This window comes from Nostoc punctiforme PCC 73102, from assembly GCF_000020025.1.
Classification (GTDB): domain Bacteria; phylum Cyanobacteriota; class Cyanobacteriia; order Cyanobacteriales; family Nostocaceae; genus Nostoc; species Nostoc punctiforme.
The window spans coordinates 283,719-310,512 of the sequence record NC_010631.1 but is presented as its reverse complement, the minus strand read 5'-3'; the positions used below and the strand labels follow the sequence as shown (position 1 = coordinate 310,512).

Sequence of the window (26,794 nt, the reverse complement as noted above, 5' to 3'; positions counted from 1 at the left end):
CCAGTGGTTGTCAAGCAATTTTAGCTGGTGAGCGTAGTAAATAACTCTCTTAACTGTTGTAATCTATGTTCCAAATAAGTGAAGTGATATCCCCATCTAAAGCAGCACAAAGTTTCTCTAGAATTTCTGTACTAACAGTCATCTGAGTTGGTTTTTTTGGTTTGTTAATAAAGACGTGAGGAGTCTCTAGCTGCTGAATATAAGCCACAGAAACTCCCACAGCATCAGATAGCTTTTGTCTACTATATCCAGCTTTCTCTCTAAGCTCCCTGAGTTTTTGGGCATTTTCTTCATTCCACCTAAACGCAGCAATGGGTGTTACATCTACTGTGATATTCATTTTCACTTTAATTTTATTTTTACTGCGCTCGCCAGTTGACATGATAATATTACTAATATACTGGTGTCAACCATAAGGCTACACCAAGGAAAGGCTCAAGCGATCGCTTGCCCGTTGGCAATGCGATTATTTGAGCCTGCGTCAACTGGAGAAACGCAGCTATATTTAAACGCTTGTGGTTAATTCTCCTACCTTAAATAAGCATCGGGCTTTCACAAAAAACTTATTGCTATCTACTGTTGGCAACCCTCACTCTTGGGACAATGCCTTTGCAATCGCATACCCTTGTACACGATTGCTGATTAGGGCAATGTCTTTGCGTAAACGCCTTAACTCTGGAAGGGCAGCTTTGGCATCATCCCAGCTAAGTAGTCCATACTTATTAATCCTTTGAGCAAAAGGAGCTAACGCTTCTTTCCAGGGTCAATAGTTTAACATGAGGAGTTAAATTCGTGATCTGAGAGTTCATGTCCCAGCAACTGCAATCGAGGATGAGTTAACAAAACCTTTGTTTATCGGCATTTGCAAAATCGATGGAAATCAGCATAAGTAATCAAAAAGTCAGAATTGAATTTTTATTCCTTAGCTGGAAATCAATATAGACAAAAGTGAGCAAGAAATGAGCAAGTTTTGGTCTGTAAAGTGAGTAGTAAGAGCAAATAAGCTATAAGCGCTTCGGTAATAGCCGCAGTCTTTTTTGAAATCCAAATCAACTTGCTATTTATATCCACACCAACAGTAGAGGCTAAACACCTCAAGAAGGGTAACTATGAGAATAAATGCTTGGAGTATTACCTCTTTTATACCAACTGAAGGCAGGTTCCCCATAGATAAAGCAGTCCAAAATATGGGGTTTCTTTCCATCAAGCGATCGCTATCTTGGACTGGAGCTACTCGGTTTTTTCGTCCTCTAGTGGCATTTGTCGCTATCTTGCTCGTAGTCTTAATCTATGCCACCCCTCAAGCTTTGGCTTCAGATCACCAAGACACAACTTTTCTTGCCACTAAGTTGACAGCTGCGGATCTCACTGATTTGTTTGTATTTGAGAGTCCGACAAACCCCAAAAATGTTGTCTTAGTCATGGATTTCGACCCTCTCATTGTTTCTGGTGAAAAAAGACCATTCGATCCAAATGTTCTTTATCAGTTCAAGATTGATAACACTGGCGACAGTATTGAAGATGTTGTACTCCAATTTAATGTAAATGGTAAAGGATCACAGCAAACTGTCACAGTCCGAGGCCCATATCGTCCAACCACAGTAGGAACAGAGTCAGCTTTGCTTCCCGTAACTTGGACAGGGCAACTCAACCAAACATTCTCTGCATCTAACGGTATGAAGTTCTTTGTTGGGACACGCAAAGACCCGTTCTTTTTCGATTTGGAACAGTTCTTTAAAATCATCCCGGATCGGAACTATAGCCTTCAGCCTAATCCCAGTCCTCCTTTCACAGTTCTTACCTTTAGACCACCTGGACAAGCAAAAGACACCCTAGCCCCATTCAATGTCCACTCAATTATTGTCGAGCTACCCAGGAAACTGCTTGGTAGTGGCAAGATTGGTGCTTGGATGACAACTAGTGTTAAAACTCCTAGACTCAGAAAGGATCATTTTGCTCAGATTGAGCGGTTAGCAGTTCCAGCCCTGAATGAACTTTTTATGGACTTTAAAGCTCATAATAATAGTAATCTTCAGACACCAACGCAAGACGCTAGCAATCAATCACAATTTATTCAAGCCTTTGTTAAAGCGATCGGTAGACCTCAAGGTATAGCTGATGCAGTTATCTCGGTAGCGATTCCTGATGTTATCCAGGCTGACCTTTCTAAACCTAGCGGTAGTTATTTTGGAACTCAGTTAGGCAACAATTTTGGTGGTAGAAGACCAAAAGATGACGTAATCGATGTAACAGCATCTGTTGTCTTTGGTGATGCAGTTACAGGCATTTCTACTGGTATTATTCCGGGGCTGACTAGCGATAATGTTGGGCCTAATAATGCCAACTTTCTTCCTACCTTCCCTTATTTAGGCAATCCTTTGTAAGGTTTATGCATCTAAGAATACTATGGGTGTTAGTGCTGACTAGCCTACTGGTTTTACTAAGACCCTCTGATACACAAGCGCTAAGTTTAGCCTACACCAATGGTAAGTTAGACACATATTCCTCTACCGTGCAACTGCTGACTGTTAATTCTAGGCAGATATTACCAGAAAAGCCGTCAGATTTAGTCTTCCCCGATTATTTACAGCGATCGCATATTATCAGCGTCTATGAGGAGAAAGTTGCCCAATCTCCCGATTCCTCAATATTTTTACGTCTGTTAGCCGATCAATATTTGAGGCGTTTTCGAGAACTGGCAGATACAGATGATGTGTTACGAGCAGAACAAGCAGCACGTAGATCCCTAGCACTACAGCCGCGCCATAATGAAGTTTCCTCTATGCTGCTAGCATCAGCTTTACTATCTCAACACCAGTTTCGATCAGCTTTAGAAGTATTAAATAATTCACCTGTTGATAATCCCAATATTGTCTCACTCTTGGCATCGATTCAGATGGAGTTGGGCGACTATGAAACAACTCATCAACTTTTGCAGAGCCTTGCTGAGGGAGAATCTAACTCTGGTCATAATGCAGTTGTCGCCCGTTATTTAGAGTTAACTGGCAATCTAGCCTCAGCGCGGCAACTGCTAGATGAGGCTATGCAGGAGATGGACTCTTTCTACACCACAAGCGCAGAAACTCGTGCTTGGTTTCATGTACGGACTGGGGATCTTGCTTTTGCAGCCGGAGATTTTGCCCTGTCTGAGCAGCGATATCAGGAGAGCTTTGACCTCTTTCCCCGGCATATAGCTGCGTTTACAGGGCTGGCCCGCCTCTATGCGGCACAGCATCGCTGGCAGGATGTTCTAAATATTGCAAACCAAGGTATAGAACTGATGCCGTTGGTAGAAACGTTGGGGTATAAGGCTGATGCTCAACTAGCTTTGGGAGACCAAAAAGGTGCAGCCGAAACTGAAGATTTAATTGGGTTAGTAGCTTACCTGAGCAAGGTTAAAGGAATCTACGATCGCGTTTTGGCAATATACTATACCGAACATGGAATCCATCTACCAGAGGCGCTACAAATTGCGCGTAATGAAGTAGCAGTGCGAGACGATGTATACGCAGAGGATACCTTGGCTTGGGCAGCTGCGGCTAATGGGCAATGGGAAGAAGCGCAAAAGGCAGCACAACGGGCAACTCGTTTTGGAACAGAGGATGCCTTGCTGCAATTTCATGCTGGCATGATTGCGTTTCACTTAGGTAAGCGTGAAGAAGCAATAAAGCGATTAACTCAAGCTATTAGCCTCAATCCTCAATTTCATCACAAGTATGCTGATGAAGCTCGTCAAGTCTTGGCTAACTTAGTATCCTCTGTCTCTTTTCCCACTGCTAATGCTATAGGGAGTTCTTTATGAAAAAGCTGCTACATTACTTGGCCTGGAATACCGCAATCATCGCAATATGTTTATTTTGGATGCCGAAGGCGGATGCCCATCCTTTAGGCAATTTTACGATCAATCACTACGCAGGAGTGCAGGTAGCAACCGATGGTGTGGGGATTGATTATGTTCTAGACATGGCAGAGATTCCGGCTTTTCAGGAGATTAATCACTTAGATACTAATCGGGATCGCAAAGCTGAACCTGTAGAAACGGTTCAATACCCCGCTCAGAAATGTCAGCAAGTCAACTCACACCTAGAATTGTTGATCGATAAACAGCCTTTAGCACTGTCTTTAATAAAATCAACAGTTGAATTCCCTCCAGGTGTAGGAGGATTATCTACACTGCGGCTGAGTTGTAACTTTCAAGGGGCAAGGGCGTTAGTAAACGCGAATCAGTTAACATTTGAAGATAAGTTTTATCCACAGCGCTTGGGCTGGCGTGAAATTACTGTTGCTGCAAATGGTGTTCCTATTCAAGGTGATTTCACTTCTTCGAGTATCACCAACCGTTTGAGAGATTACCCGAATGAGTTACTTAGCAGTCCTCTCGACCAGCGTCGGATCTCTTTTAACCTCAATCTGTCTCTGACATCAAGTGAACAAGCGCCTCCACTGCTTGTTAAATCATCCAGTCGCTTAGATAATGCTTTGACAGGAAGAAGCAATGATGTTTTCACCAGCTTAATTACTCAGGAAAATCATAATTTCTTTACTATCTTAATTGCTCTAGCGATCGCCTTTTTATGGGGTGGTTTACACGCCCTGTCCCCTGGTCATGGAAAAACGATAGTTGGCGCTTATTTGGTGGGTTCCCGTAGCAAGCCCCAACACGCACTATTCCTGGGGTTGACTGTGACGGTTACTCATACAGCTAGCATATTTGTTTTAGGGCTGGTAACACTTGGCACGTCTCAATTTGTGCTGACTGAACAATTATACCCTTGGCTAAGTGTAATCTCTGGTCTGGTAGTAATTGGAATTGGTTTAAATTTGTTCATTAGTCGAGTACAAGGTCATTCACACGACCATGAGCATGAAAACCATGTACATACTCACCAACACAGTCATCACCATCATCACCATGAGCATCTACCGCCTCACAGCGATCTAATTTCCATGAAGTGGTCTAGCCTACTGGCGCTGGGAATATCGGGTGGCTTGTTACCTTGTCCTTCAGCCTTAGTAGTATTGCTAAGTGCGATCGCAATGGGGCGAATTGGCTTTGGATTAGCCTTAGTATCTGCCTTTAGCTTAGGTCTAGCAGCAGTGCTAACTGGAATTGGCTTAATACTGGTCTACGCCAAAGATCGATTTGAGCATTTGCCATTTCAAATACCCAGGATAAAGATGTTACCTGTAGCAAGTGCCTTATGCATTACCCTAATTGGCTTAGGTATCACTACACAAGCTTTTCTGGGACAACCCTGGAACTAGATAAAAGTGCGAAAGACAAACATCACTCAGTTTTGTAAAAAAACCTTGAATAACTATATGTCACAAGCAATTGAAGAATCCATTGTCTCAGAAAACAATCTATTTCATCACTCTACTAAATTTTCACAAACGCCCAAGCTTCAGAGTTTGAGTCAGTATTCATTTAATTTTTGGCAAAAATCGCTAAGATGTTCAATTTTTATTGCGTCTGCGGCGGGCGTAGCCATCGCTCTATCTATAAGTGTTATCCTGCCATCTAAGGCATCCACTATTTCATATTCGGGTGATACAACAAACGCACCAACTTTTAACCGTCCTCAAACGGAAGGGTTTGAAGGTGGTACTAACCCGCCCACGTCACTTTCTAGTAATGGCACCACCGTTTCTTATTACAGTCAGCCTTTCTCTGTTAATACTACTGGCTCTTATAATGTTGCAGGTTCTCAAAATTTCCTGGGCATCCAGTTCTTGTACCAGAACAGCTTCAATCCAATTACTCCACTAGATAATTTACTCAACGGAAATGATCCTTTTCCCGATGAAGGCACATCTAGTTTTAGTAGCTTAAGCTTAACTGCTAATAATCAATATTTTTTAGTCACTACTGGATTTGACAATAGCAATAACAGTTTTGGCACTTTTACCAATACCATCACAGGCCCTGGTAATATTGCACTCGGTAGCAATCCGGTAAATGTCCCCGAACCTTCTTCAATCGCCAGCACAATAGCCTTTGGTATTTTTGGTAGCAGCTTTATACTAAAGCGCAAACTGAGAAATCTAAAAACTGTTAACTAACTTCTTAACCAATCAGTCTAGATTGATCGCTTAACGGGTGATCGCCCGTTAAGGACTTAATGCGTTTCTTAATCACATGATGTACATCTAGCCCTCTCCTCGCTTGCGGGTAGGGTTCTTGTACCTCACTCAATCGAGAATTTCTGTAAACTTCCAAAACTGGCAATAGCTAAGGATAATTATTGGCTATTTAATTCATTGCTAACTGTATGCGATAACTTGGTCAGTAAATGTTTTTGAGGCAAATATGAAACGATTTATCTTCATCTCTTTAATAACTGCTTTGTGCATAGTAGGCTATTTTGAATTTAGCTTGTCACAGGCTGAAACACTTTTTTGGCTCAATCTAAGTCTTTGATATTATCCCTGCCGAAAATCATTTCGCATTAAGACTTGTAATTTTAGCTGATTAGCTAATTTCTCTTTGCCATAAAATATCTGCAACTCTGGTCATCCCAGCTTTTAGATGGCGGCGATAGGTACTGAAAGGCAAATCTAGTAACTCAGCTGCTTGTTCTTGCGTGGGGGCGGGATTTAAATAAGTTCGATAAACAGCGCGGTAGAGTTTTTCGTCACGCGGGGATGATTGTAAATATTCAGCTGCTTGTTTCACCAGATTTTGTAAAGCGTTAACGCGTTTGCCTAATGTGTCCAAAGGATTTTCGTTCACATTTGCTTTTGTGGCAACTTGTTCTTTAACTAAACTAGAAAGCGCTTCATGCAAGCTTCGCGAATGTATTAAGGGATTATTCTGTAATGCATCAGGACAACTAAAATTACGTAACGCATTTTGCACTGCCTCCACAAATTCTGGCTGACTAAGAACTAATAGAGGTTCACCGACTGGAGTATTGTCTCCAGATTCTTCGACAGTTGTAACCTCTTTTCTTGCCAAAATTTCCTTCCATGCGGCAGGTGACACAATTCGCCAGTCATGACCATAAACACCATAGTGTTTACCCCCAACAGTAAAATCAGTTTCAGAAACTCGTGTTAAGTCGAAGTAGTTTAACATTGCTGTCCAACTATCTGCTTGGGCACAAGGTAGAAAGGTGTATGCTAACCCCGGTGTATTCTGAAAATACTGCACAAAATTAGTGAAAATTAAACTTTGGGTGGGGGAAACAGCCTGATAAGTGTCCCGCGCCATCCAGAAGCGGAAAATAGTTGCGCCTTCACTAGGGCGCAATGGTGCATGGGTTTGGAGATATTGCCAAGATGCAAGAGCGCCCGGATCTGCACTCAAATCTTCAACAGTTGCTGTGTGCAACGCCACCATGATTGCAAACCCCGCAGGTTTGGAGTGCAAGTCACGAAATACTATTACATTCTGCGGTTGACGCTTCAACCAGTGATCTGCTATCTTTGCTGATTCTTCACCTTCGTATTGTGCCACCATCCCCAGCAGTGCGGTTTTGTCAGTTTCTCTTAGTGAGTCCGTCAATAAACTACTTTGCTCACCCCAGGTGAAACAGGATCGAATCGCCGAGTTATCCCGATGCAAGAAAATATAATCAAGTAGCACTCGATGCTTTTCTTGCCCTTGGGTTTGTCCTAGCCGTTTAGTATAGTATTGACGTGCTCGGTGATGTAATTCATTGTAAAATTCCGAATTCCGCCAACGCAAGTCAGCAATTAAAACCTCCCGTGCTAAATCGTGCGGAAATAAACCCAATTGCCCTGATTCGATAAACGACAGTCCGCGCAACCACTCAAATAAATCATAAACATCAACTATTTCTCCTAAATAGTGAGCCGATATAGCCAAACTATTTTGATGCACAGTCAATATTTGATCTAGTGCGGCCTCGGTAGTCAGCCGGATCACCGCACAAGCTTCTAAAGCCATACGGTGCGCGGGCGTTGGTACTTCTTTTATGAATCTTTCTAACAGTGTTTTAACAACATTGGGAGCAGGTTCTGCTTGAAAAGAGATTTCTTTTCCCTGAGCAAATACCTCAGCAACCAAAGATAATGCTAGAGGATGTCCGTGGGTAAAATTTAAAATCGCTTGGTGTTGTGTGGTGGGAATATCTCGTGTGGTGAGATAAATTTGACTTTCTTCTGGGGTAAGGTTGCGTAGGGGCAAAGTGTGCATCAAAGCTTGCCAACCTGGATCGCTGCACCAACCAGATGAGGGCGGGTTGCGTCCAGCAATTACAATTAAGGTATTAACAGACAAATGGGGTAAGAATACTTCTCGCAACCATTCATCTAGCTGCGTAATAGCTTCATAAGTATCAATTAAAATTACATTTCGTTCTTGTTTTTGGGCTAGCACATCTAAAAGAGAATCTGATTCATTCAATCCCATCAACGATCGCAACGTGCTAACAAAAGATTCTGGCGCAGCTTCTATATTACGCCCTTCTACGTAGATAGTTGATATTTTTGACTGTTCACAAAACCGCAAAAACTGCTGCATGAGGGTTGTCTTGCCCACACCCCCAGGGCCAAAGACGTGCAAAATGTGAAAAGGTAATTCTCTTGAGGCGATCGCATCAAGAAATAGCTCCAGTTCCCACCCACGTCCTACAAATCTGCGATTTCGTTCTGCACTTAGTCGCTGTAATAGAGATGTCATTGGCATCCCTTCCTCAATTTTTACGTAGGATTACTGTTTTAAAGTATGAAGGATGTTTTTGATTTATAAAATCTACTTTGACAAAATTTACAAATTTTACATCCAAGCTTAAAGACGTAATAGCAGCACACAACCGAATGGCACTAAGAAAAGCATAAATCCCTGGTATTCCTAGCTTTTGGGTGTGGGGTGTAGGGTGTAGGGAATTAAGAAGATGTTGAACTACTTGATGCACTCGCATTCAATTGTCTGGAACCCAACACCCAACACCCTGCCCTCACAAGGTTTCACATGAGTCTTAGTGCCATTCGTTCATACCCTATTGCTGCCATTGCTGCACTTTGTACATCAGTTTTGTGAATATCTTTGACTTCAATCAAAAAATCAATCACAGGTTTAGCATAAATGCCCAAAATTGCAGTACTACCAATATGGTGAATCGAAATAATATTTTCTCCCATCACCAATGCAATTTGCTCTGATCCACCTCAAAGTCCACTGACCACGTTGGATTAAGTGGGACAACTTTTACTCTCATCGAATTATTGAACTGATTGGAAGACATAGTTTTCTTTTCGCCTCATATTTACCATTACGTGAGAAAATGCTCACTTGATCTGCTGCAAATAGGCACGGCTTCAAGGAGTAACAGCGATGGAAACGCGATTTTTAGGAAAGTCCGGTCTCAAGATTTCGGTTCTCAGTTTCGGTACAATGACCTTTGGTGGTAGTGACTTCTTCCAAGAAATTGGGGCGACTCAGGTAGACGAGGCGCAACATCTGATTGATATTTGCCTTGATGCAGGTGTCAACATCTTTGATACAGCAGATGTTTACTCGAATGGACTTTCTGAAGAAATTCTTGGTAAAGCTCTCGGAAAGCGTCGTTCTGATGTAATTATTGCAACTAAGGCTTATGGTCGTATGGGACAAGGAGTAAATGATACCGGACTATCACGTTATCATCTGATTCGAGCCTGTGAGGACAGCCTAAGACGATTAGACACAGATTACATCGACCTCTACCAAGTTCATGGTTTCGATGCTTTGACTCCACTAGAAGAAACACTTCGCGCTTTAGATTCACTTGTACATAGTGGCAAAGTTCGCTACATTGGCTGCTCTAATTATTCAGCTTGGCATTTAATGAAAGCGCTGTCCGTATCAGAGCGTTTGAACTTGGAGCATTATGTGTCACAACAGGTTTATTACTCGCTTGTGGCGCGAGAGTTGGAATTTGAACTAATTCCTCTTTCTTTAGATCAAGGTGTGGGTATCTTAGTGTGGAGTCCGCTTGCTTTTGGTTTTCTCTCAGGTAAGTATCGTCGTGGTCAGTCCCAACCGGAGGGGACGCGACGAGCAAAGATCGGTGATATTGGCACTGTTAGTGACTTGGAAAAGGGATACGACATTGTGGAAGTTCTGCACGAAGTAGCTAATAACCGTGGTGTCAGTGTTGCTCAAGTTGCGCTCAACTGGCTGTTACGTCAGTCTGGTATTACATCCGTTATTGTCGGAGCGCGGAATGAACAACAACTTCGAGACAACCTTGGTGCTGCTCAGTGGGAGCTAACATTAGAGGAAGTCAATCGACTCAATGAGGCTAGCGCGATCACGCCAATCTATCCTTACTGGCATCAGCGCAAGTTCGGGGCTGAACGCATTCCACAATAAAAAGCTCCGAATAACTTGGATCGCATGAAGATAGTGAGCTTGGTGCGATCGCTCCCTATTTGCTTGTCATAGATCCGTTGAGGAAGTTTAATAATTGAAGAAAGATGAACATAACTGATTGCAAATATCTAAAATATCTAACTGAATCCATAGTGTCAGAGCATAAGGAGGTTTATTATGGCTAAACTGAATCCAGTGCAGCTACAAAAAAATTTGAACCAAGTTAACTACCCCCTTAGCAAGAAAGACTTGGTTAAGTATGCTGAAGATAAAGGTGTTGACGAAAAAATTCTGCGAGTTTTGAAGAAATTGCCTTCAAAACAATATGAAACCCTGGCTGATGTGGTCAAATTAGTTGATGAAATATTCATTACTAAGATTAGCCCAATACAATTAGAGAAAAACTTGATTGCAGTTAACTATCCACTCAGTAAAAAAGACTTGGTTAAGTATGCTGAAGAGAAAGGTGTTGATGAGAAAGTCCTGCGCGCTTTGAAATGGTTGCCTTTCAAACAATATGAAACATTAGCTGATGTAGACAATGCAATCAACGTGCATGACGGGAAGGGAAGCTCGATTAACTAACCTGATACTGTATTTCAGTTAAAGCCTTAGTCAATAACTAGTTGAGGAAAATCGGTAATTCAATAAATGAGCGTAGGCGCAGCCCATCGTAGACATCGCACTATGGCAAAATGTCTCTTAAAGATTGCATTCAGAATTTATCGGGCAAAGCTCATGAACAACCAACCGATCCAGAGCCGAGGAGTAACGCACGCGGCAATCTTTAGTATAGGCTCAATTGGAGTAGGTTTCGTATTACGCCGACATAGACTTCGAGTTATTGGTTAATCAACATTTGAGCTATCGCCTCAATGCCATCAAGCTATAGGCTGGACTGGTAAATTTGCATCAATCTCAATCAAAGTAACTTTGGCATTTTCAACTACTGTATTTCCCATTAGCGTGTCCTGCATGGCTTCAAACTTAGACTCTGCTCTGCCAACGCGTTCATAATGCAAAATCACATGATAATGCTTTTGTATTGCTTCTCCAGACTCAGAACGCTCCACTGCAAGCCAATCCTTATTTTGGCCCTCTTCGGCAATCTGACGATATTTACTGGCCAACTGCTCTAATGCAATAGCTATAGCGTGTTCTCTGGTTTGCCCGCAGCAACGAATTTCATCTCTTGGCTGGTCAACAGATGACAACAGTTCACAAACATACTGTCCATTATCGTCAGCCTGTACGTTAATTGTAATTGTTCCGGTGATTGAACTCATACTTAATTTGTTAAAAAAGTAATTAGCCTTAAACTTTAATACTGATAACAAAATATGTTGCCTTAACTTATGTGATGGCTGCGCCACCATTTATATGATCAGCTTTTAGTTGATCCAGCGATCGCAAGAAGGCGACTCCTTTTGGGAGCATCACAATCAGGTGGGCTAAACATCGTTATTGGCAACCAAGTCCGGGGAGAATGTTTGAGCTGGATTAAACTAAAGGTATAAAAATTAGTGTTTTCCAGCAAATGACAGTTAATAATGGATTAATGCTGACGCTGTTTATTCTGGTTATAACAGGTCTAGCTCTTGGCTATGGTTTTGGTGTGAAAGCTCGAAGTTTACCCTTTACGGCAGAAATTGGGTTTAACCAGCAACAATAATTTAATTAACGCCGACGCTTCACAAGGATGAATAGAGCGATCGCACTTCTAGAGTTAAGATATCTCTTAAAAAGTAATTTAGGCAGGAATGATTAAAGCAATTAGTGAACGCTTATCAAGTGATTGAACTTTACCTACAGACTTCAGATCACTTACAACCCGGTCTAGTAGTTCTCCAGCTTGGTCACGATATTGATGTTCTCGACCTCGTAAACGAACAGCAAACTTCACCGAATCACCTTTACTCAACCACCCAACTGCTTGTTCAATACGTAACTTATAATCAGCTACACCTATATTCAAACCAAACCGAACTTCTTTTACTACTGGTCTAGCACTTTGTGCCTGACGCTTTTTCTTTTGATACTGAAGCTTGCCATAATTCAGAATCTTTGCAACTGGAGCCTCTTTTCCTTCAGACACTAATACTAGGTCTAACTCTAGGCTTTCGGCTAGCTGTAATGCTTCATTGGTATCGGTTAAACCACGATTATTATTCTCATGGTCAATCAAGAAAACTTGGGGTGACTTGATTTGCGAGTTTATTAGTTGTTTTGGAATTGCGATAACTTTTGACTCCCATGTATTACAAATCTATAGAGTGTTAGCCATGCCGACTATTAACTGCTTTGTTATATAAAATTATCGTAATCTAACTCTTTGCTCCTCTTTTTTACAAAACTTGCATAACATAGAGCGCTTCTATTAGGAATTTTCTGTATGCTTTGGCATTGATTCATCCTATTATCACCTTTTAAGAGGAACTTGTGTGAAGCTGTAAGGGAATGAAGAATTAAACTTTCTTCTACTAATCAGTTCTAACTTAGATAATGTAAATATGCCTTCAATTTCCTACAACCGCACCGATAGCCAGCAACCACAAAGCATTACCATTCAAGGTTATGTTGTTCGTCCCGGATTACACATTCTCACTTACGAGCAACTCAAGTTGCTACGGGAGCAAACACAGCATCATTCTCAGCTTGAACATTTAGTCAGCCAAGGTGTGATTAAGTTGACTGGTTAATAGTCGCCAGTACAAAAATCCTAACTCGCTACATCTAATTCCATTGTTGCTGGCTGTTGTTGCTCCTTGACAGCACCCAGTTCCTCAATAAAAGCATCAATTGCCTTGGCTGCTGACTGCTTACCTGTTTTCAATTTAGAAAGGATATTTTCGCGTATTGCTGAATAATCTGGTAAGACTTGCTGCTCAACAGAGATAGCCTCTTGCTTTGGTAGGACAACTCCACCATCACACTTTTCTATTAAGTCCTTTATCTGAGCGATCGCATCTGCCATCTCTTGCTTAATCACCTGTTTTATGTCTTCCCCATCAGGTGTAAACACAGCTAAAGCATTTACTTCCTGTTTAACTATTTCCTTAATCTCATCACCATTAGATAACGCTAGCCCAGGTTGTGTCTGACCCAGGATTCCCTGGAGCAATCTTGTTGCTGTATGATTCAATGACTCATTTTCAGAAATCTGCATTGCCGATAAAGCTTTGACTTCTGTATCAGTTAGCGCAATTGAAATTGTTACCTTAGCCATACTTTTAAAGCTTGTAAATATTAATCTTGTACATAGCTAGTTCTGGGTTATACCGTTTGCATACAGTTTCTTTGACAGTATTTTTATTGCTTACCACGAATCCTGTATAAATAACTTATCAATGACCCAATTATTAAACTTTGCCCTGTGAGCAACTTTTACCCTCGATTTTTTAATTTAGCTTCAAATTAGTCAAGTTGCCACTCATTCAATTCTAACGCACACTTACCTGATATCCATCTTAAAAATGAGGGCACATCTGCCCTGATGTAAACTTTTGACTTTTAAATATTGCCCTACATCCGCTACCCTTGCAGTTTTATAACTAGAACTTACTTGTTCGGTTCGTTGCACTGTGTAAAGTCAGCGCAGTCAGGATAGTTTACATCTGCTATAAATACTCAACTTCGACAGCAAAATCACCTGTTAATACAAATGTATTATAGTAGTGGTAAATTAAACTATGCACCTTTATGCACCTTCTATGGTTTCGTCGAGATTTGCGTTTAACTGATAACGAAATTGTCACCTCTTCATCTGGTAACGATGCAAGAGTTTTGCCATTCTTCATTATTGACCCTTGGTTTTATACCTGGGCTGATGTCGGGACTGCTAGAGTCCGGTTCTTGTTTGAGTCTTTGGAAAAACTCAACTCAAATCTGCAAAAGTTAAGTAGTCGGCTGTACTTATTTGAAGGTAATTCTACAGGCATCGTGCAAGAGTTGACTAGACAGTTAACCGAGCGAGGATATAAACCCAAGCTTTTCTTTAACCGTGATGTACAGGTAGAGTATGGTATCAACCGGGATAAAACTATAGTTGATTTTTACAAACAGTTAAATCTTGATTATCACATTGGACTAAACAACTTTCTGCAATCAGCAGAGCAACGTGACGAGTGGGTTAACGAATACTACACCTATCAAAGACAATCCCAGTATAAAACACCAGCAATTATTAATACGCCTCAAATCACACTCAATCTACCACAGCTAACATTTGAAGAACTTAAACAGAAATACCATCGCTTTTGGGCAGTAGAAAAAGTTTATTTCCCAGGGGGTGAAACACAAGCACAAGCTCAACTGGACTCATTTCTCAAAAAAAGATATTACGGATACCATTGGAAGCTTTCTCGCCCAATGCTCTCACAGCTTGGGGCAACATCTCATTTATCACCACACCTGACTTTTGGGACTATTTCAACTCGCACTGTTTACCAAAGCACTAAAGCCTTAGCAGAACAATTAAAAACTCAACCCAAGGCAGAATTCTCCCTCAAAGCATTTCGAGACCGTTTGCGCTGGCATGATAGTTTTACACAGCGACTCTATTTTCATCCAGAAATTGCTTACACTAATCGTTACAGGGAGTTTGACAAATTATATACCCCAGAAACATTGTCAGGAGCAAAACAAGAATTGTACCAAGCTTGGCAACAAGGAATGACAGGCTTTCCCTTAGTTGATGCCAGTATGCGGCAACTTCAAACAATGGGCTGGATGAATTTTCGCATGAGGGCAATGTGCGCCACTTTTTTAACTATCAATTGTGGGGTTTCATGGCATCACGGAGCTAAACACTACATGAACTATTTGGTCGATGGAGATTTAGCAATTGATAATTGGCAATGGCAAATGCAAGCTGGTGTAACTAATCCACTTAGTGATACTTTTCGGATCTATAATCCATCAAAAAATATTGCCGAAAAAGACCCACTAGGAGAATTTATTTACCACTGGATACCAGAACTGCGCGGCTACAGTTTACTAGAAATTGAACAAGAGAAATATATTGAAACTAGTAATTATCCTAAAGTGATTCTAGATTGGTCAAAAACGCGTAAAGTTAATGGCAAAATTGTCTCTGACTTACGAAAGCAAACCAAACAGCGATTATTAAGCCAAGGTGGAGATGAATACGATAGTGCGATCGCTGCTAAAGAAACAGTTGATAAATACTGGCAGCATAAAGACAAAGAGTACAAAGAATATCAACAAAAGCTTACTGAGTTGCAGGAGTAAAGCATTATCTAGATTTTAAACCAAGCTCCTCTCTCTTTTTACTAAATAGAATCACCATTCAACAATACTTTGTCGCGTCTTCACCGCATTCATCTACTAAATACAACAAACACTTATAACGAAGACCAATTATTTGTTCATAGAGAGGATTGATTTTACATAATGGGGGAATGTGAAAAAGTGTCCGCCCTAAAATTGATACAGTTCTTTCAAAAGGACAATGGGATGGAATTAGTTTACATAACAGTCTGGCTAACTTGGGATTATGAACTTCTAATATTTCAACCTGATAACGTATCTGGTTTAATAAGCTGTTATTTAAATGGTCTTGCTTAGGTCAATACCTTAGCCAAAATCAGAGGGTGAAGAGAGAGGGCTGATGTAGTAGAGTTATTGTCTTCCCAAACGACAACTCAAAAGCCACAATCAACCCATGCCCGATATCTTATCACTCCTGCAATGCCTGCTACCGCAGATAAACGCGACAACGATGCGGCAATTGAACCAAATTATCCTGGCAATGTTAGCTCTAAGTGGTCGAGTCACGATGTTGGGAATTGCCCGTTGGGCAGGTGATGGCGGTAGCTATCGGACAATGGGGAGATTTTTTTCTACAGTAATACCTTGGGCAACATTGTTTTGGCTGTTTTTTCGTCAACATTTGTGGCGAAAAAATGATGTGTATTTGCTTGCAGGAGATGAAGTTGTAGTTAGTAAATCGGGGAAGCAAACTTACGGAGTAGATAGATTTTTTTCTAGCCTGGCTAGTAAACCAATTAATGGTTTATCTTTCTTCGTATTGTCATTAGTAAGCGTAGAAGGAAGGCAATCATTTCCGATTGGAATAGAACAGGTAATTAAAAGTGATGCCCAAATAAATAACACCTTGCCAATCAAAAAAGTAAAAGCTAAAGAGAAACGTGGACGGGGACGACCGAAAGGCAGTAAGAATAAAAACAAAACCGAAGTGATATTAACATCTGAACTCTTGTTAATTAAAAAGATGATTAACTCACTATTTGAGCTAGTAGCTAACTTTATCCCCTTGACATACTTGGTAGTAGATGGTCATTTTGGTAACAACAATGCCTTGCAGATGGTACGACAAGTTAACTTGCACATAATTTCCAAGCTGCGCCATGATTCAGCATTATACATCCCTTATGAAAATCCTGACTCGAATAAACGTTCTCGTCGTAAATACGGGGAAAAACTAGACTACCGTAATCTACCTGAGAAATATTTGTGTAAAAGTGATATTGAAGATGGAATTCAAACTGATATTTATCAAGCTACTCTTCTTCACAAAGAATTTGCTCAGTCTCTCAATGTAGTTATTTTAGTCAAAACTAATCTTAAAGCCAATATACGTAGCCATGTAATTTTATTTTCCAGCGACTTAGATTTGACGGCTGACAGAATTATTGACTATTACAAGCTTCGTTTCCAAATCGAGTTTAATTTTCGGGATGCCAAGCAATTCTGGGGCTTGGAAGATTTTATGAATCTGAGCCAAACTGCTGTGACTAATGCTGCTAATATTGCATTCTTTATGGTCAATTTATCCCATCATCTTCTAGCTGATTTCCGTAAACATAATCCTGGTTCTGGCATTATTGACCTGAAAGCTTATTACCGTGGTTTTCGATATGTTCATGAAATGTTAAAAATACTTCCTCAAAAGCCTGAGCCTATTTTACTAGCCCAAATTTTTGCCAAGCTCACTTCTTTGGGACGTATTCATCCCCTTTCCACAGGTGTTGAACCCTCGTAAATTGGCAACGGTATTGACAAATACCCCTCTTTTTCTTGGGCTGCTGTTATTAAGATGAGAGCAAAGCCTGGCGCTTGTGTAAGAAAAAAGGGGCTATGCTAACGCTTAAAATTGATATTCCAATCAATTAACACAGGTTAGGGTTTTTCCTATACTGGCAATAATGAAACATGCGCTGAAACTACTTTCCATCCTTCGGTAAATCTGTACCAAGTTTGGCTTTGTCGCCCAAAGCGTTCTACACCATTAACAATCCGACAAAATTCTAAAGTCACGGTTGCTGCATCTTTTCCAAAGCTTACAACTAAAAGATTCGAGATTTCTCGCTCTATTCTTGGATTTGGCCGATTCTGACGAAAGTTGCGAATTTCATCACCACCATAGAGGTTTTCTGCGATCCCAAATCGCACTACTTCTGGTGCATCCCAAAACAAGCTATCCATCACCTCCAAGTTGTTATTACAAAGAGCTTCTTCATACAAGAGGTACAAATCAGTTATTTCAGCTACAACAGTAGGGTCATTTATTGTAGTCATTGTTATTACCAGTTTTGGATGATATGGCTGATTATGCACTCTTTTAACAATTTAAGATCCATTCCTGTTCCGAATTGTCTTCAAGGCATAAGATGTCACAACCTCACCGTGCCGTGTCAATTAACAATGCCCACAACCCTTGTAATCTCGTTGCGTCACTGGGCCGCTTTCTCCAAAACCCTTGTGTTGGTAGTGTCACAACAACTCATGCTTTCAAATTCGTTAGTGGCAATACTTTCAGCGATTTTAATTGATTTAGTATGCCGCTTTCCGTGCCGCTTTCCTTTTTCAACTTGATTTTTGAGTGGTTAAAAATGCCTTAAATCTTTGCAGGGTAAAGAGTAGAGATGTCACAAGTCAAAGCGGCACACTTGGTCAATTTTTGAGAAAAGCGGGCTTTTGGGGCTTTTTTTATTAAAGCCCGATTTTTCACACCGCCTCTAAATACTGTGTCAGGTTCTCAATCTTGCGCTGGCAAAAGTCAATCTCGCCTTCTATCTCCAAACGCAATTCTTTTTCGGGTGGTAATTGAACCCCAGCTTCCGAAATATATTCCACCTGTTCATCTTCGGTGCTAACTAATATCGCATATCGCCATGAACCGTCTCGTTCAGGAACCACCAGGTTTTCAAATAGACAATACTGAACCCCTACAATCATCCCCTGCTTGGTTCTTTGCCCTAACGAATATTTGGGTAATGTCCAGTGATTCGGGATGGTGACAACTTTTGAAGTTTCCATACGATTACTCCTATCCTTGTTTTGACTGTGTTTGTACTACTCGCTGCTGCCTTTTCTCTACCAAAATCTGACCGATAGCTCCTCCAGTACCCAGCCCAAACATTCCTGTCGCAATCATGTACATTGCATTCTTGCCAAAAATTTGTACTCCTAAATACCCGATAGATATGGCCGCTAATGTGCTAATCAGACTTACAGTAATTACTTGTGCTTGATTCCGTTCCATAATTAGAATGCCTTTCCCTGATAGAGGTTATGATTTAAATGATTTTGCTGTTACGCGAACGTGCTACCCCGGAGCAACTTGAACTTATGCTGCGTTCTCACAAGTTCTACATCAAAACAGCAGTCGATATCGAGCGTCGGGTGCTGGTTGGTGGTGGTGGTCTACACGTTGATTGTGAAGAAAAATTGCTAGATGACGGCAGTAGACAACAAGATATTTGGGCTGCCAGTTTTATGCCAATAACTGGAAAAATCATTTATGAGTCAATGGTTAATCTTCGTCCCCGGCAAAATCGCTCAATGGAACTTTTAGACCCTAATATTAGAGAAAGGGTAGCTCAACTGATTAACGAGTTCCTAGTAAATTTATGATCGAAGTGACACCAAAGCAACAAATTTTTATGCAAGATGATGTGACTACACGTTTACGTCGTCTAGCTACACACTTGTCACAAATTCAATCTTTGTGGACTCAAGGCTCATCAGCGGATGTAATACTGGCTTTGATTGATGAAAGCAGATACTTTGTTGAGTGGACTGTGCCAGACATGGTAAAGGCAGATGATATTGACCGAGCCTGTGAGTTAGTTGATTTAGTTCGTCTTCTAACTCGTTGGCTATTCCATTGGGACGATATCTGGACTGATGCTGAACAAAAGCAATCTGCATCTGCTCAAATTTCATACTGGTTACAGCGAGTTTTGGAAATATCACGTACAGAACCGGAATCATTGAGTGCCTGATCTCTACAAAATTTTCCTTCGCTTTACCACCACCGAGCGCAAATACCGCCGACACTCCTCCTCTCCCCGATATATGAGAATCCTCAGCGCCTCTATTTCCTGTATTGGAGAAACACAGATTTCAGCTATCGCACTAATCAAATTCTGTTGCTGATGCACATAATCTTGATGCTGCTGCTCCAACTCCTGAATCTTGGAGTTTAGCTGATGTATCTGCCGTAATGCTTGCGTCAGGGACGATTCTTTGTTTCGAGAGCGATTATCTAGAGTTAATGTCCTTTTCTTGCTCCTCTAAAGATTTTTTAAATGTTTGCCAATCGGGGCATTTGTCACCTTGCCAGCCTTTGGGATGAACAGTGCAATTGAAAAGCACACCATTGTAGACAACCCCGTGGAAATGCCTGCAACCTTGACACGGAGGAGGTACAGGTCTGGGTTTTAATGATTCTTCAAATTGCGCTGCCTCAATCCGACTACCAATAAACATGGTCAATCCAGTTCCCATCATGCTGAAACTGAAAACCAACCTCGCTGCGCTTGCAGGTATTGTGATATTGAAATAGTTCGGTTTCTTTTGCCCGAAAACTATAACACAGCCACTCAAAATAGTGAAAAATGCGAAAACTCCAATGGCAGATTTAAGAATCAATTGTTTTGTGTTCATCAGAAAAATTGGTCTGAAACCCCGTCCTTTAGCAACGCGAAGGGCGGCTTTACCTCTGTTTTTTCGGTGGTTCGTGCTTTAATAACAAAGCGCCGAAGTCGTAAATCGTTACTGTTGGTTTTGGTTCTGGTTCAGGTTTTGGTTTCGACTCTATGGCAAGTTCAGGAATGCCTAAACCAATTGCATTTTTAATTTCCTGTTCCATGACTGGATTCTCCTTGTTGAGAAAATTGCTCTACCTGCTCGATTGCGTCCACTATTTCTCCCAAAATATTGAACGCATCATTTAGCACCACATCATTTGAGGTAGAAAAGTGTTCTAACGATTGAATTTTACGATAATCTCGACTACTCCCTACAAGCCGTAACGTATATTGACAACCTTGCAAGATAGCCCGAATCTCTGAAGTAGTTAATTTGATTTCAATTGGTGTGTTTTAACCTTAGAAAACTGAATCGATTTCGCCGTTATCAATAGCATTTTTGGCATGACTAACAGCTTGTGTATGATTGTTAAAGGTTTTAGTTGAAGGAGATGCCCAGGTTGTTTTCAAAAAGCTTTGCTTCCCAACGTGAACATCTACAGCACCATCTGGTAATTCAGTAGTTTCGATTTTGTAGCCACCATGTTTGGTTTTGTACTCTTTCATTGCCGTTAACTCATCTAAAATTTATCTCGTTGAATACTGAAACTTGCACCCACCAAAGAACTGCCCAAAAATATAGAGCAACTAACCAACATTGCACCCAAGCAAATGTTTTTCTGCTGCTGCCAACCAGAGATGGTGATGTTGGAATTAGCATTTGTTTCGATAATCTCTATACCCCAACATCCCATTGCCGCTACTCCTGAAAAGCTAGTTAAGAGCAGAGAGATAATTGCAGTTGTTTCTATGGTGCGGTCAATCAAAATCCTGGGGTTGAATCTTTTTCGAGTCCGGCGTAGAACTAATTTACTACGAGTATTTGAAGGCAAAGATGATTGATAGGTTACTTTCTGTATTTTCACTTTGCATCCTCCAACTGGACATAGAAGCCTGCACCTGTATTGGTAATTTTCACTTTTCTTTGATTGACCAAGCTTTGAATCACTCCCAGGCTAAATTTGATAGTACATAATCGAGCGCTACCTCCGCAACGACGAAGATACTGTAGGCACAATGAGGACTGGTCAGTAGGAGTGGGATAAGTAGACTTTTTCGGCATGATATTTTTCCTATTGGTGTTATGAGAATATATGATTAATTCAATTCAGTTCAGGCAATTGTGCAAGCGCTCCTTCCATCCAGTCGTTGATTGCTCTTGTTTCATCTACACCTCGTGCCACAGCGTCGACGACGTGTTTCTGATAAGAGTTAACAGCATGATTCAAATGTCCAAACTTATTACCAGCCCAAGCCAAACACATAGTCTTCACTAGTTCATCAATTTGAAGAGAATCAAGCTCACTTGGACTCGTAACATTTCGAGAATGCAACCACTCTTTGACTAAATCCAACGGATAATTTAAAAGTGTGCGAATTTCTTTGACTCGCAAATCTTTTGGGCTGATTGATGGTGGAGTTACAGCTTGTTTTGGTGCCTGAACTCTTGGCTGTTGATTGTCTTTGCGGGGTCTAATGTTATTCTGTGGCTGTTCAGGCTTTTGAGGAGTAGTTGCATCTTCAGCATCATTGTCTTCATCTGCCGTCACCGATAAAATTGCACAAACTGCATATCGTCGTGCATAAGTTAATGCTGCACCAAACTTCTGAGAGTCAGCAACTTCAGGTAAAGGATAAGTGCTGGTGATACTCTCTCCAGATTCATGAAAAATATGAGTCCGCAGCACGGTTTTACCTTCAAAGATTTCAGTAGTTTGAATTATCACTAATCCATGTTTACCAAGCGCAGGAGTGACAGCATCTAATACAGCATCTAGTGTTGCATATTTGCGCTTGTAGTGAGGATTAGTACCGTCTTTTTGAATGGGATTAAACTCTGACTTTGCTTTAATTAAAGCTTTGATTAATTCTTGCATTGTCCGGCTCCTCTTTACCAATCACTTTCGCTAATATCACCAGATACTTTTTTGCTAGATTTAGCCTTATTAATTTGAAACTCTGAGGCTTTTAGCACAGGTATTGCTGCTTGCTTTACTGAAGCTTTGGCTTGATGATAGAGGAATTGGGTTATTCCATCAGCATCTTCTCCATCTTCGACTTGTGCCCAGAGAGAACAACCCAGTTCTAGAAATTCATAGTCGCCGAGATTGAATTTTCTAGAGTAACTAACAGAGACAGTTGTGAATTTCATTTTTTGGGATTTACTAAATTTTGGTTGTCAATTTTCTTCGTTAAAATCAACCATTTCAATGCTGAGTCTGTGGCATAAATCGCCAGCTTTTACACCAATAATTCCTGGCTCAATTTCAGTAGCTAATTCTTCTAAAATTGAGTGAAAGCTTGGGGACTCATCATTGATTTCAATCTCAATCAAACCTGCATCATTCGATATAACGGTTGCCCAATCTGGCAAAGTTACAGGAATACTCGTTGCATAGAGTCTCATACTTCTGCATCCTGATTAAACTTGACTTCAACAACTTCTTCCAAACACCCCATCGCTTCACCCAAATAATGCAGGACATCGCCTACATGAGTTGCTGCTTCTGAATCAATCTTTTTATCAGCAATCAACAAAAGCCAGTTTTCATCCTGGGCGATCGCCTGAATCTTCAAGTAGCACGAGTTGAATTCTTGTAGGATTTCTATAGGTGACATTGGTTTATCCGATGAGTTGTGTTGTTCTATTCAGATAGACTGATAATTTAGTTTTGCTCCTTGCCACACAGGTGGGTCTGTCCTGCCCACCCGTTTCCTTATGCTGCAACCAAATTTCTAGTTTCTGGCACGTATCTCTTTAACCTTTCCCACTCCTCACTCGTGAGCGAATCAAATTCCTTATCTAGCAACTCTTCTTCTGTGAGCGGTTGTTCTGTAGTAGCTGTAAAGTAGCCTGCCACCTTCATGAAGTCATCAAGCCCAATTGCTGCATCAATCGGCTTGGCGTATCGAATCTTATCCACCGCATTTGACCAGTGGGTGATGTATTGAAATATCACTCCAATCATTGAGTGAGCTTTGTACACTCGATAGTTTCTGGGGCAAGCTCCGTCAGCGTAAACCAGCTTGTAGCCAGAAATCTCTTGCACCTCTGCGTTGGGGTCGGTTGGAGGTAGGAGAATTTTCTCTGGGGATTCATCCCAATCGGCTTGTTGAAGAGAAAATGGGCTAATCATATTTGATATGCCATGATGATTTAAATTGTCATAAATTTCGTTGTAGAAGCGATTGCATTTCTCTTGGTATGTAATCGCTTTTCTTACTTGCAGTACTAAGGATTCCTTACACCTCTGCATCCGCATCTGTAGCAGGTAGGAGAATATTTTCTTGACACTCATCTACTTCAAGTGAGAGGTTACTTGCTGTACTTTATGTCATGATTATTATTTCTAAAGCAGCGATTGAGCTTTGGAGGCGATTACTCTTGTCTTGGGGAGCAATCGCCCTTTCTCGCAACAGCCACTTACGCCGCTACTGCCGTTCGGACTCCCAGAAACGTTATCGCCTCTTCTGCACTGTTGGCGAATCTATTCATGCCGTATGTGCGGGGTCTAGAATACCAACCCTCAAGATTGCAACCGATGTAGCCTACTAGCTGATTATTTCGGTAAAGTTTAGTACTGAAGGATAACCAATCAATCTGCGGATGCCACAAGTTGAACTTGACGCAAGCTTCTTCCAATTCCTCGCTTAAACGTTCATTGCGCTCCAGGGGTGTTTCTGGGAGGGTTGCTTTCACCTCTGCAACTCTTTTGGCGAACCAGTCTCTATCGAAAGGTAGCCGTCCGCCACTGACTAACTGCACCCATACGGTGATTCCGCCTTCAATCCAGATAGTGCGGACAGTTTCGGGTTCAACTTCGATAATCTCACCGATGATGCGGCGATCTCTGCTGGTGAGAGGGTCTTGGGTGAGGGCTACAGCTTGCGCTTGGGTTTCGAGAAGGTGGTTTAGTTCTGCTTGGGCTAGGGCTTGCTCATCAACAGAAGAACTAGGAATTGCTTGCTGTGTATGTATTGTATAAGGCATAATATTGATCTCCATTCAGTTGGATAAAAGGCGATCGCACGGTTTGCGAGACTTGGGGCGGTCGTCTTTTTGCTTTCTAGATATAATCTAGCAAACAATCTAGATTTAGTCAAGATAAAAATCTAGATGATTAAGTTGGCTTACAATAAGGTTTGCAGAGATTATTCTGGATCAAGAGTATATTGTTGATAAAGACCAACAGAAAAATATGCCTGCGAACAAAAAGCCAGAGACACAAGGGCGAATTGCCCAGCTAGGTATCAAGATAGATGCCGAGTTATACGAGAAGTACAAAACAAAATTGAAAGAAGATGGTATATCGATTACGGAAGATATCGAAAACCACATGAGGAATTATATAGGCGAGATGATTGTCCACAGCAATGTAGTGGATATAGTCAAGCTAGTAGAGGATGTAGAAGTTTTAAAGAAAGTCTTGGGGGAGTTACAACCGGGCTGGCAAGAGAGAATGAGCAGCTTAAAAGTCAGTTAAAAGCCATGTCATCTCAAATCGACAACTTGGTTCAAATAATGAAAACTTCACCCCCTCTTGACAGGGGGTGAAGCATTTTTAAGGTATGCCATTTTATTCTAGATAATTTTCTTGATTTTAAGCTAGCTCGGTGTTAGATTTTAAGTAGCCACTAGAATATGTGGCTACTTAATTTTTTAGGCAATCGCCCAAACGCGAATAACATTTGCTCACACACTTGCTATCCGCACTTGAAGCGCGAGGTAAACAAGACAAGCATTTGCTTGCCTTATTATCAGTAGACCGTAAAATGCCATGCTGACACTAGAAGCCGAACAAACATCAGCACTCGACTACACCAAATTGAACAACGGTATCCTGGATACCTTCACCGCCATCGACCGTTTTGAGTGGCAAGCATCTGATGAACTGCGGCTGATGCGAGACAAAGGCTATTACCAAGATGGTGGACACAAGAGCTTTGAAGCTTATTGCGAAAGTGAGTTGACCAAACACGGGGGATATCGCCGGGTCAAGGATCTATTTGCGGCCAAGCGAGTAGTTGATACATTACCAGAAGAACTGAGGCCGCATATTACCAAACCCTCTCAAACTCGCTCCTTGCTCCGACTGGTCAAAACTCCCGATAAGTTAGAGCAAGCTGTTGCGATCGCAGCCAAAGAAAAACCCTTTCCCACCGCCGCAGACTTCGCCAAAGCGGTGCAAGAGGTTGCACCAACAGTTAAACGCTCTACAAAAAGCGAACAAAGCCAAACGCAATTGTGTAATTCTGTCACAGTTTCATCACCAGAACACCCTCGTTATGGGGAATCAGGAGTGATCTCAGCAGACGCACCAAATCATTGGCAGCAGATTGTTACCTTTGCTGATGGTGAGAGGTTGTTGGTCAATAATGGGGATCTAGATGCCGCAAGTGTCCCATTCCCCAGAGAACAGAACTATCCACCAGAATATACGGAAGCGATCGCTCAAATTAAAGAACAGCATCAGCAAGAGTTAGAGCGACTTTCCCAGGAATTGAGAATTGGACTACAAACAGAAGCAGCTACTAGAGCCGAAGCCCAAGTGCAAGAGCAAATCCAATCCCTCCAAAACCTGTACAAGCAACAGAAAGAGCAGAATATTCAGTTGCAGCAACAATTGGACGAGATGCAAGGGCTGAGGAAACTGGAGATTGAAAATCAAAAACTCTTTTCTCGTATTCAGGAATTAGAACACGCCGTAGAAGAACGTCCTTCTCAACAGTGGGGAAATACCATGACCCAGCAAGCAACTAAAGCGTTGAACAAGCAAGTTAAACAAGCCCTAGAGAAAACCATTGATTTGCGATCGCTAGCAATTGAACCACCCAAAGAAAATGCCCAAGAATGTCTGCGGCTCATGGGCATGGCGTTGAAGAATCTCGCCAGTGCTATGAACAACACCCAAGCACTCGAAGCAGCGGCGATAATTTTGGGGAGCGAACCTACACTAACTGCGATCGCTTACCGTGCCGAGCAGTTGTCGATGTTACCCCAGGCGGTTAGTGATATTAGGTCAGTGCTTGCAAAGCCTGGGTGTACGTGGCAGGACTATTGGGCAGTGGCGCAAGAGTATGAGGTAATTAAGTCGGATTACTGGGCAGAACTTACTACCCAGGAAACAGAGTTAATTAAAACTCTCAAAAACTCATCCACTGAACCTCAGACAATTAGCATCGGTTCTATTGTTGCTCATGCTGACCCGTACCGGACTCTGTATTTGCAGAGGGGCGAAGTTGTAGAGGAGGTAGGGGGCAAAGTAGTTGTCGCCTGGGATCACTGGCGCAATGAGTTGAAAAAGACTCAAAGCTATTCCAGGGAAGAGTTGCGGTTTTGGCAGGGCGAAAACCAGTAGATAAAGACTCGCTAAGAGAAGAGCCAAAAAACTTAAAC

36 protein-coding genes are annotated in these 26,794 nt (G+C 41.5%); 14 read left to right on the top strand and 22 right to left on the bottom strand.

The window, feature by feature from the left end:
• Positions 1-49 precede the first annotated feature (49 nt).
• Positions 50-382: a helix-turn-helix domain-containing protein gene (locus NPUN_RS34970; protein ID WP_012413116.1), complete on the bottom strand. Its 333-nt coding sequence runs from the start codon at positions 380-382 to the stop codon at positions 50-52.
• 727 nt (positions 383-1,109) lie between these two features.
• Here NPUN_RS34970 and NPUN_RS34965 point away from each other — a divergent pair.
• The 4 genes from NPUN_RS34965 to NPUN_RS34950 are packed head-to-tail and all read left to right on the top strand — an operon-like array spanning position 1,110 to position 6,063.
• Positions 1,110-2,384: a DUF4331 domain-containing protein gene (locus NPUN_RS34965; RefSeq protein WP_012413115.1), complete on the top strand. Its 1,275-nt coding sequence runs from the start codon at positions 1,110-1,112 to the stop codon at positions 2,382-2,384.
• Between the two features lie 5 nt (positions 2,385-2,389).
• Positions 2,390-3,802, top strand: coding sequence for a tetratricopeptide repeat protein (locus NPUN_RS34960; RefSeq protein WP_012413114.1), 1,413 nt, complete (start codon positions 2,390-2,392; stop codon positions 3,800-3,802).
• Positions 3,799-5,265: a nickel/cobalt transporter gene (locus NPUN_RS34955; RefSeq protein ID WP_012413113.1), complete on the top strand. Its 1,467-nt coding sequence runs from the start codon at positions 3,799-3,801 to the stop codon at positions 5,263-5,265. Before NPUN_RS34960 ends, NPUN_RS34955 begins: the two co-directional genes overlap by 4 nt.
• 57 nt (positions 5,266-5,322) lie before the next feature.
• Positions 5,323-6,063 (top strand): hypothetical protein, encoded by a 741-nt coding sequence (locus tag NPUN_RS34950; RefSeq protein WP_012413112.1) that lies wholly within the window; start codon positions 5,323-5,325, stop codon positions 6,061-6,063.
• A 409-nt stretch (positions 6,064-6,472) separates the two neighbouring features.
• Here the strand turns inward: NPUN_RS34950 and NPUN_RS34945 are convergent, their stop codons facing one another.
• Both NPUN_RS34945 and NPUN_RS39760 read right to left on the bottom strand, forming a co-directional pair.
• Positions 6,473-8,647, bottom strand: a complete 2,175-nt coding sequence (locus NPUN_RS34945) for an ATP-binding protein (protein ID WP_012413111.1) — start codon at positions 8,645-8,647, stop codon at positions 6,473-6,475.
• A gap of 287 nt (positions 8,648-8,934) precedes the next feature.
• The gene (locus NPUN_RS39760; RefSeq protein ID WP_012413110.1) at positions 8,935-9,108 is read right to left on the bottom strand and encodes a GrpB family protein; all 174 of its coding nucleotides are present in this window, start codon (positions 9,106-9,108) and stop codon (positions 8,935-8,937) included.
• Positions 9,109-9,301: 193 nt separating this feature from the next.
• Here NPUN_RS39760 and NPUN_RS34935 point away from each other — a divergent pair, with 193 nt between their 5' ends.
• Together NPUN_RS34935 and NPUN_RS43885 are read left to right on the top strand one after the other, a co-directional pair.
• Positions 9,302-10,321: an aldo/keto reductase gene (locus NPUN_RS34935; RefSeq protein WP_012413109.1), complete on the top strand. Its 1,020-nt coding sequence runs from the start codon at positions 9,302-9,304 to the stop codon at positions 10,319-10,321.
• A 177-nt stretch (positions 10,322-10,498) separates the two neighbouring features.
• Positions 10,499-10,906: a DUF2795 domain-containing protein gene (locus tag NPUN_RS43885; RefSeq protein ID WP_012413108.1), complete on the top strand. Its 408-nt coding sequence runs from the start codon at positions 10,499-10,501 to the stop codon at positions 10,904-10,906.
• A 296-nt stretch (positions 10,907-11,202) separates the two neighbouring features.
• Here the strand turns inward: NPUN_RS43885 and NPUN_RS34920 are convergent, their stop codons facing one another.
• Complete coding sequence (locus NPUN_RS34920; RefSeq protein WP_041566652.1) at positions 11,203-11,607, bottom strand: hypothetical protein; 405 nt, start codon at positions 11,605-11,607, stop codon at positions 11,203-11,205.
• Between the two features lie 251 nt (positions 11,608-11,858).
• Between NPUN_RS34920 and NPUN_RS44370 the strand changes: the two genes are divergently transcribed.
• Positions 11,859-11,993, top strand: a complete 135-nt coding sequence (locus NPUN_RS44370; RefSeq protein WP_272913984.1) for a hypothetical protein — start codon at positions 11,859-11,861, stop codon at positions 11,991-11,993.
• Positions 11,994-12,071: 78 nt separating this feature from the next.
• Here the strand turns inward: NPUN_RS44370 and infC are convergent, their stop codons facing one another.
• Positions 12,072-12,539: a translation initiation factor IF-3 gene (gene infC / locus NPUN_RS34915; RefSeq protein ID WP_272913987.1), complete on the bottom strand. Its 468-nt coding sequence runs from the start codon at positions 12,537-12,539 to the stop codon at positions 12,072-12,074.
• Between the two features lie 292 nt (positions 12,540-12,831).
• Between infC and NPUN_RS34910 the strand changes: the two genes are divergently transcribed.
• Complete coding sequence (locus tag NPUN_RS34910; protein ID WP_012413105.1) at positions 12,832-13,020, top strand: hypothetical protein; 189 nt, start codon at positions 12,832-12,834, stop codon at positions 13,018-13,020.
• Positions 13,021-13,040: 20 nt separating this feature from the next.
• Here the strand turns inward: NPUN_RS34910 and NPUN_RS42365 are convergent, their stop codons facing one another.
• Positions 13,041-13,547 carry a hypothetical protein gene (locus NPUN_RS42365; RefSeq protein WP_012413104.1) on the bottom strand — a complete coding sequence of 169 codons (507 nt, stop codon included), beginning with the start codon at positions 13,545-13,547 and terminating at the stop codon, positions 13,041-13,043.
• Between the two features lie 473 nt (positions 13,548-14,020).
• Between NPUN_RS42365 and NPUN_RS34900 the strand changes: the two genes are divergently transcribed.
• Positions 14,021-15,571: an FAD-binding domain-containing protein gene (locus tag NPUN_RS34900; RefSeq protein ID WP_012413103.1), complete on the top strand. Its 1,551-nt coding sequence runs from the start codon at positions 14,021-14,023 to the stop codon at positions 15,569-15,571.
• 58 nt (positions 15,572-15,629) lie between these two features.
• Here NPUN_RS34900 and NPUN_RS39750 read toward each other — a convergent pair whose 3' ends face one another.
• The gene (locus NPUN_RS39750) at positions 15,630-15,869 is read right to left on the bottom strand and encodes a Mo-dependent nitrogenase C-terminal domain-containing protein (RefSeq protein ID WP_083782509.1); all 240 of its coding nucleotides are present in this window, start codon (positions 15,867-15,869) and stop codon (positions 15,630-15,632) included.
• A gap of 135 nt (positions 15,870-16,004) precedes the next feature.
• Here NPUN_RS39750 and NPUN_RS34895 point away from each other — a divergent pair, with 135 nt between their 5' ends.
• The gene (locus NPUN_RS34895; RefSeq protein WP_012407308.1) at positions 16,005-17,345 is read left to right on the top strand and encodes an IS4 family transposase; all 1,341 of its coding nucleotides are present in this window, start codon (positions 16,005-16,007) and stop codon (positions 17,343-17,345) included.
• A 149-nt stretch (positions 17,346-17,494) separates the two neighbouring features.
• Here the strand turns inward: NPUN_RS34895 and hpxZ are convergent, their stop codons facing one another.
• From hpxZ to NPUN_RS34880, 3 genes are all read right to left on the bottom strand, one after another.
• Entirely contained in the window at positions 17,495-17,881 is a 387-nt protein-coding gene (gene hpxZ, locus NPUN_RS34890) for an oxalurate catabolism protein HpxZ (RefSeq protein WP_012413102.1), read from the bottom strand.
• Positions 17,882-18,310: 429 nt separating this feature from the next.
• Positions 18,311-18,622, bottom strand: coding sequence for a hypothetical protein (locus tag NPUN_RS34885; RefSeq protein WP_012413101.1), 312 nt, complete (start codon positions 18,620-18,622; stop codon positions 18,311-18,313).
• Positions 18,623-18,632: 10 nt separating this feature from the next.
• The gene (locus tag NPUN_RS34880; RefSeq protein WP_012413100.1) at positions 18,633-18,848 is read right to left on the bottom strand and encodes a hypothetical protein; all 216 of its coding nucleotides are present in this window, start codon (positions 18,846-18,848) and stop codon (positions 18,633-18,635) included.
• Positions 18,849-18,886: 38 nt separating this feature from the next.
• On the opposite strand from NPUN_RS34880, the gene NPUN_RS34875 reads away from it, so the two are divergent.
• Positions 18,887-19,219, top strand: coding sequence for a DUF5674 family protein (locus NPUN_RS34875; protein ID WP_012413099.1), 333 nt, complete (start codon positions 18,887-18,889; stop codon positions 19,217-19,219).
• Positions 19,216-19,590: a hypothetical protein gene (locus NPUN_RS34870; RefSeq protein ID WP_012413098.1), complete on the top strand. Its 375-nt coding sequence runs from the start codon at positions 19,216-19,218 to the stop codon at positions 19,588-19,590. Before NPUN_RS34875 ends, NPUN_RS34870 begins: the two co-directional genes overlap by 4 nt.
• Before the next feature lie 259 nt (positions 19,591-19,849).
• On the opposite strand, the gene NPUN_RS34865 is transcribed toward NPUN_RS34870, so the two are convergent.
• From NPUN_RS34865 to NPUN_RS34810, 12 genes are all read right to left on the bottom strand, one after another.
• Positions 19,850-20,254 carry a hypothetical protein gene (locus tag NPUN_RS34865; RefSeq protein WP_041566587.1) on the bottom strand — a complete coding sequence of 135 codons (405 nt, stop codon included), beginning with the start codon at positions 20,252-20,254 and terminating at the stop codon, positions 19,850-19,852.
• 49 nt (positions 20,255-20,303) lie between these two features.
• Complete coding sequence (locus tag NPUN_RS42360; RefSeq protein WP_167315717.1) at positions 20,304-20,459, bottom strand: hypothetical protein; 156 nt, start codon at positions 20,457-20,459, stop codon at positions 20,304-20,306.
• Positions 20,443-20,643 carry a hypothetical protein gene (locus tag NPUN_RS34860; protein ID WP_012413097.1) on the bottom strand — a complete coding sequence of 67 codons (201 nt, stop codon included), beginning with the start codon at positions 20,641-20,643 and terminating at the stop codon, positions 20,443-20,445. Before NPUN_RS34860 ends, NPUN_RS42360 begins: the two co-directional genes overlap by 17 nt.
• A 54-nt stretch (positions 20,644-20,697) precedes the next feature.
• Positions 20,698-20,904, bottom strand: a complete 207-nt coding sequence (locus NPUN_RS34855) for a hypothetical protein (protein ID WP_012413096.1) — start codon at positions 20,902-20,904, stop codon at positions 20,698-20,700.
• A gap of 14 nt (positions 20,905-20,918) precedes the next feature.
• Positions 20,919-21,263 carry a hypothetical protein gene (locus NPUN_RS34850; RefSeq protein WP_012413095.1) on the bottom strand — a complete coding sequence of 115 codons (345 nt, stop codon included), beginning with the start codon at positions 21,261-21,263 and terminating at the stop codon, positions 20,919-20,921.
• Entirely contained in the window at positions 21,260-21,460 is a 201-nt protein-coding gene (locus tag NPUN_RS34845; RefSeq protein ID WP_012413094.1) for a hypothetical protein, read from the bottom strand. The genes NPUN_RS34850 and NPUN_RS34845 overlap by 4 nt, the downstream gene beginning before the upstream one ends.
• A 40-nt stretch (positions 21,461-21,500) precedes the next feature.
• Entirely contained in the window at positions 21,501-22,274 is a 774-nt protein-coding gene (locus tag NPUN_RS38085; RefSeq protein ID WP_012413093.1) for an ERF family protein, read from the bottom strand.
• 14 nt (positions 22,275-22,288) lie between these two features.
• Positions 22,289-22,549 carry a hypothetical protein gene (locus NPUN_RS34830; RefSeq protein WP_012413092.1) on the bottom strand — a complete coding sequence of 87 codons (261 nt, stop codon included), beginning with the start codon at positions 22,547-22,549 and terminating at the stop codon, positions 22,289-22,291.
• A gap of 27 nt (positions 22,550-22,576) precedes the next feature.
• Complete coding sequence (locus NPUN_RS34825; RefSeq protein ID WP_012413091.1) at positions 22,577-22,804, bottom strand: hypothetical protein; 228 nt, start codon at positions 22,802-22,804, stop codon at positions 22,577-22,579.
• Entirely contained in the window at positions 22,801-23,016 is a 216-nt protein-coding gene (locus tag NPUN_RS34820) for a hypothetical protein (protein ID WP_012413090.1), read from the bottom strand. The genes NPUN_RS34825 and NPUN_RS34820 overlap by 4 nt, the downstream gene beginning before the upstream one ends.
• A gap of 98 nt (positions 23,017-23,114) precedes the next feature.
• Positions 23,115-23,654: a hypothetical protein gene (locus tag NPUN_RS41275; RefSeq protein ID WP_193372290.1), complete on the bottom strand. Its 540-nt coding sequence runs from the start codon at positions 23,652-23,654 to the stop codon at positions 23,115-23,117.
• A gap of 167 nt (positions 23,655-23,821) precedes the next feature.
• On the bottom strand, positions 23,822-24,388 hold the full coding sequence (locus tag NPUN_RS34810; RefSeq protein ID WP_012413088.1) for a hypothetical protein: 567 nt from the start codon (positions 24,386-24,388) through the stop codon (positions 23,822-23,824).
• A gap of 208 nt (positions 24,389-24,596) precedes the next feature.
• Here NPUN_RS34810 and NPUN_RS34805 point away from each other — a divergent pair, with 208 nt between their 5' ends.
• Both NPUN_RS34805 and NPUN_RS34800 read left to right on the top strand, forming a co-directional pair.
• Entirely contained in the window at positions 24,597-24,881 is a 285-nt protein-coding gene (locus tag NPUN_RS34805; RefSeq protein WP_012413087.1) for a hypothetical protein, read from the top strand.
• 294 nt (positions 24,882-25,175) lie between these two features.
• On the top strand, positions 25,176-26,756 hold the full coding sequence (locus NPUN_RS34800; RefSeq protein ID WP_012413086.1) for a coiled-coil domain-containing protein: 1,581 nt from the start codon (positions 25,176-25,178) through the stop codon (positions 26,754-26,756).
• Positions 26,757-26,794: the final 38 nt, after the last annotated feature.